Origin of the sequence: Protofrankia sp. CiT1 (assembly GCF_917627335.1) — a bacterium.
GTDB lineage: Bacteria > Actinomycetota > Actinomycetes > Frankiales > Frankiaceae > Protofrankia.
In genome coordinates, this window is the sequence record NZ_CAKJTP010000026.1 from 42700 (window position 1) to 46905 (window position 4206).

Annotated in this window: 8 protein-coding genes; 6 read left to right on the forward strand and 2 right to left on the reverse strand. The window is 66.3% G+C overall.

All coding sequences use genetic code 11. The features are described 5' to 3' along the window. Nucleotides 1–165: 165 nt before the first annotated feature. Nucleotides 166–573 (reverse strand): PIN domain-containing protein, encoded by a 408-nt coding sequence (locus MJ785_RS07125; protein ID WP_239308640.1) that lies wholly within the window; start codon nucleotides 571–573, stop codon nucleotides 166–168. Further along, nucleotides 558–821 (reverse strand): type II toxin-antitoxin system Phd/YefM family antitoxin, encoded by a 264-nt coding sequence (locus tag MJ785_RS07130; RefSeq protein ID WP_239380224.1) that lies wholly within the window; start codon nucleotides 819–821, stop codon nucleotides 558–560. The genes MJ785_RS07125 and MJ785_RS07130 overlap by 16 nt, the downstream gene beginning before the upstream one ends. A 145-nt stretch (nucleotides 822–966) precedes the next feature. On the opposite strand from MJ785_RS07130, the gene MJ785_RS07135 reads away from it, so the two are divergent. The 6 genes from MJ785_RS07135 to MJ785_RS07160 all read left to right on the forward strand — a co-directional run. Then, nucleotides 967–1305, forward strand: a complete 339-nt coding sequence (locus tag MJ785_RS07135; RefSeq protein WP_239308638.1) for a DUF1778 domain-containing protein — start codon at nucleotides 967–969, stop codon at nucleotides 1303–1305. Beyond that, complete coding sequence (locus MJ785_RS07140; protein ID WP_239380225.1) at nucleotides 1302–1814, forward strand: GNAT family N-acetyltransferase; 513 nt, start codon at nucleotides 1302–1304, stop codon at nucleotides 1812–1814. The genes MJ785_RS07135 and MJ785_RS07140 overlap by 4 nt, the downstream gene beginning before the upstream one ends. A gap of 323 nt (nucleotides 1815–2137) precedes the next feature. Then, on the forward strand, nucleotides 2138–2413 hold the full coding sequence (locus MJ785_RS07145; RefSeq protein WP_239380226.1) for a hypothetical protein: 276 nt from the start codon (nucleotides 2138–2140) through the stop codon (nucleotides 2411–2413). Between the two features lie 294 nt (nucleotides 2414–2707). Beyond that, a complete protein-coding gene (locus MJ785_RS07150) occupies nucleotides 2708–2989 on the forward strand; it encodes a type II toxin-antitoxin system Phd/YefM family antitoxin (RefSeq protein WP_239308635.1) in 282 nt (93 codons plus the stop codon). Nucleotides 2990–2997: 8 nt separating this feature from the next. Beyond that, complete coding sequence (locus MJ785_RS07155; RefSeq protein WP_239308634.1) at nucleotides 2998–3270, forward strand: type II toxin-antitoxin system RelE/ParE family toxin; 273 nt, start codon at nucleotides 2998–3000, stop codon at nucleotides 3268–3270. A gap of 451 nt (nucleotides 3271–3721) precedes the next feature. Beyond that, the coding region (locus MJ785_RS07160; RefSeq protein ID WP_239380227.1) for a toll/interleukin-1 receptor domain-containing protein at nucleotides 3722–4206 on the forward strand (485 nt) is incomplete at its 3' end.

Sequence of the window (4206 nt, forward strand, 5' to 3'; positions counted from 1 at the left end):
TCCGCGGGTCGGCACCCGATCGTCATGGCATGCCGCCGGGCTGTCGCGCCGTTTCCGCTTCTCGGCGCTGACGCGCCTGCGGCGCGAAAGGACAGCAACCGGCGGACACCGAGGCTGATGCCTCCCCGACGAACTCACCACTCACCCGCACACATGACCTGCGTGTCAGGTCATGCTGAGCACCTCGGCGTTCACGCCCGCCAGCCCGGTGAAGTCGGCGGACGCATCGGTCGTCAGCAGTATGCGTCCCTCGGCCACAGCCGTGGCAACAATGATCATGTCATGCGCTGGCCGCGGCCTGCCGCGGTGCATGGCGTGGACAGCGAGTCGGGCGTGTGCCCGAGCGACGTCGAGCGTGTAGTCCACAACCGGCACGCTGGCAAGCACTGCCTCCACATGCAGTGCACGACGCTGCTTGTGGGCCTCGGTCGCGCGCTCAACGCCCACGAGGAGCTCCATTGCGGTGATCGAGGCGATCGCCGCGTCGTCCGCCCCCAGGACCGCATCAATGTCGAGCGTGCCTCGCTCGAACGCGATGATGACCCCGGTATCGAGAATCACACGTCTGGCCACGTGCGGACCTGATCGGTGAAGGAGGCCCGCACGTCGGCCCGCACAGCCTCAAGATCGTCGGCAAAAGCGGGGTCCGGCGCGTGCTCCCGCAGCGCGTCTTTGAGCCGGTCGGCCGTGGTGCGCCGTTCGGGGACGAACCGGCCGACCGTGACGCCATCCCGCGTGATCACCACAACTTGTCCGTGCTCGACCGCGTCGAGCACACTGGCGAAGTTGCGGGCCGCCTGAGTGGCCGTCATGCTCTTCATGCGTTACACACTATCAGATTTACTTTGCGTATACATAACTACCATATTTCCATGGAAGCCCCTCCATGGACAGCGACCAGCGACCCAGAGCAGCGCTCTGATCACATGCGCCGCACTGTAGCAACCGGTGTAGCAACGGCTGCGGATGTGGGCGGATGTCAGCGAACGGCGGCGGACGGATGACCCGTACGCCTACCAGGCGCACACTCGAAGCATGACGATGGTCAAGAGCTCCCGCATCGCCGTCCGCCTACCCGAGGAACAGGACGCGCTGATCCGCGCGGCTGCCGAGGCCGAAGGCTCCACCGTCACCGAGTTCACCGTGAACGCCGCCGTGGCCAGAGCCAAGGACGTCCTGGCTGACCAGCGCCTGTTCACCCTGGGTAACGAGGCGTGGGCGGAATTCCTCACCGTCCTCGATCGTCCGGTGACCCGCAAGCCGCGGCTGGAGCGCCTGTTCGCCGAAGAATCGCTCTTTGAGTGAGCGGCTACTCGGCCCCCCGGCCGATCATCGCCTCCGACGACCTGTCGGCCTTCGACAGCGGCGAGCTCTCGCTCGACGACTGGCTGCGCCGACGCGCGCTGGGCAACCAGGCGGCAGGAGCATCCCGCTGCTTCGTCACTATCCGCAACGGACGCGTCGTCGGCTACTACGCCCTGGCCACCGGGGCAGTCCAGCGACTGGGCAGCAGTCGGCGCGTCGGGCAGGGCATGCCCGACCCCGTCCCGGTCATTCTGCTCGGCCGCCTCGCCGCCGACGCCAAGGAACAAGGCCGGGGCCTGGGTGCCCATCTGCTCCGGGACGCGATCACCCGCATCGTCTCCGCAGCGGAGATCGTCGGTGTACGAGCACTGCTCGTCCATGCGCTGCACGACCAGGCCCGGCAGTTCTACCTGCACTTCGGGTTCGAGCCCTCCCCGACCCACCCACTTCGCCTATTCCTTCTGATGAAGGATGCTAGAGCGCTGACCAGAGAGAGCACATCCGTATAGCCAGCTTGTTACGGGCACTGCCATCGCCATTGCTTGGGGTGATAGACGCAGGTAGCCGGGCTGATACGACAAGGCTGGCCATCGCCGCGGTTTGCGTAGATGCTGTATAAGCCCCCGGGGGCACACGACTGAGGGTTCTGCGTGTTACTCGGCAACGCCTGGTCGCCGCGTCATGCCTGTCGGGATAAGTTTTGTCTTAGAGCGCCCGGCAATAGGGGCGCGGCGTCGCGGGGCTGGGGCACGCACCTCGCCGCATCGCTCCCCATCCATCGCTGCGCGATGCACGGGTACCCCGGCTCGTCGGTCGCCACCCAACACCTCCGGTGACTCCCTCCACTGCCTCGCGATGCACGCACCCAGTCCCGCTCCTTGATCCACACCCCTATTGCCGGGCGCTCTTACGCGGCATCAAATGTTGGATCTTCAACGCCGAACGGGATGTTCTTCTCCTGCGGGTGCCCGCATGGGTGGGCGAGCACGAAGCGCTCTGGCAGCCGATCACCAGCGGCATCGAAGCCAAGGAGACCACCCTGCGGAAAGATCTGGCCGCGATGGGCATCCAGGCCCACATCTCGACAGCGGGCCCCGGACCTAACTGACCATCACCATCGGACGCTGTAACGTCCTACCGGGTTGTGAAGGGCGCCGGCCGGGTCGAGATACCCGAAGCTGTTGCCCAGGCACACGACCGCGTCGACTTCAACACCGGTGTCTTCGGGCCTGGAGGCGGCTGCCACCGGCACGCGGCGGGCACCGTAGGGCCGCCCCCGCACCCGCCACACACGCCCGGCCGGCGTTCCGGTCGAACTACGCGATTTTCGTGGCGTTGCCTTCTCCCAGACCCCCAGATTCAGGCCTTCGCAAAGCTTGAATTCAAGCTTAAAATGGTGCCCATGCAGACGCTACCGATCTCGAAGGTCAAGGACAGGCTCAACGAACTGGTCGACGCCGCCGCGATCACTCACGAGCAAGTGACCATCACCAAGAACGGCTCGCCGGCGGCCGTCCTGATCGGCGTCGACGAGTGGGAGTCGATCCAGGAGACCCTGTACTGGCTGTCGCAGCCGAGCATCCGCGAATCTCTCGCCGAGGCCACGGCCGACGTGACGGCCGGGCGGGTCTTCGACGAAGCGCAGATCCGCGCCGAGTTCAGCGTGCCCAGGCGCGACCGGTAACGCGCCCGGTGAGCTATGAGGTGGTCTTCACGGCCATGGCACGGCGAGACCTCCAGCACATCCCACCGCGCATCGTGCCAGCGATCATCGAGTTCGTCTTCGGCGACCTCGCGGTCGCACCGCAGCGGGTCGGCAAACCTCTCGAACGGGAACTGGCAGGCACCTTCAGTGCCCGTCGCGGACCGTACCGGGTGCTGTACGTGGTCGACGAGGAAGCGAAGCTCGTGACGCTTCTGCGGATCGCTCACCGAGCCGATGTCTACCGCCCCGGCGGTAGGTAGAAGGAGGTCTGGCCCCGGCTGGGCACCGCGAGTTCGACGACGCTTCGATAGCCACCGTCATCGCGTGCAGCCCCAGCCTGAAGCTGCACGCGATGACAAGCCGGCCGGTTCGAGAACCTCTGGTCGCGCCCGCAACCTTCTGCGTGCCGTCTTGCCGGGGGCACGCAAGAACGATCTTTGTCGCGCTGTTTGTGCTGGTCAAACAGGATGAGCAATATCGGAACCAACCTTGGGTCGCTCGGGTCCAAAGCGCGCGGCGGGAGCACCGCTGCCGATCGTCGCGTCCCAGATGGAACGGTCGGCCTTCCTTTGGCCTGTGCCGTGCCAGGGCCGGCGAATCAGCGCGGACGTGCTACCGTGCGCAAATAGATCACCTCATAAAATGTCGCCCCCGACGGGCCGCGGAGCCGCGCTGACGGGGCATTCCTGGTCAGGCTGATGAGGGGGCGATGTGCCTGGCACGAGGCGCTCGGGGGATGGTGCCCCCAGCGGAACCACGGACGCGGAGACCGGCGCGGCCGGCCACTGCGACTTCTTCCTTACCCATGCCCGCGCCGATGCCGAATGGGCGAAATGGATCGCCTGGCAACTCGAGGAGCATGTGCGTTTCGACGGTCGGAAGGCGCAGGTTTTTCTCGAAGCCTGGGATATCGTGCCCGGATCGGATCTGGTAGCCAACATCAGCCGCATGCTCGACCGCTCCGACCGGGTCGTGCCCATCCTCTCGCCACACTATTTCGCCGATCCCGGCGATCATGTGTGGCCGGCGGCCTGGACGGGCGACCAGGACCGGCTTCGGCGCATCGTGCCGGTGCGGGTCGAGGCCTGCGTACCTACCGGCCTGCTCCGGACGATCCACTACATCGACCTGGTCGGCATGGACGCCGAGGCGGCCGCAGCGGCCCTGCGCACCAGGATGTCCGACGCCATCAAGGG

Excerpts from the sequence above, each read along its gene's own strand:
- MJ785_RS07130 (WP_239380224.1), bottom strand. The coding sequence starts at position 821 with ATGAAGAGCATGACGGCCACTCAGGCGGCCCGCAACTTCGCCAGTGTG.
- MJ785_RS07135 (WP_239308638.1), top strand. The coding sequence starts at position 967 with ATGTGGGCGGATGTCAGCGAACGGCGGCGGACGGATGACCCGTACGCC.
- MJ785_RS07150 (WP_239308635.1), top strand. The coding sequence starts at position 2,708 with ATGCAGACGCTACCGATCTCGAAGGTCAAGGACAGGCTCAACGAACTG.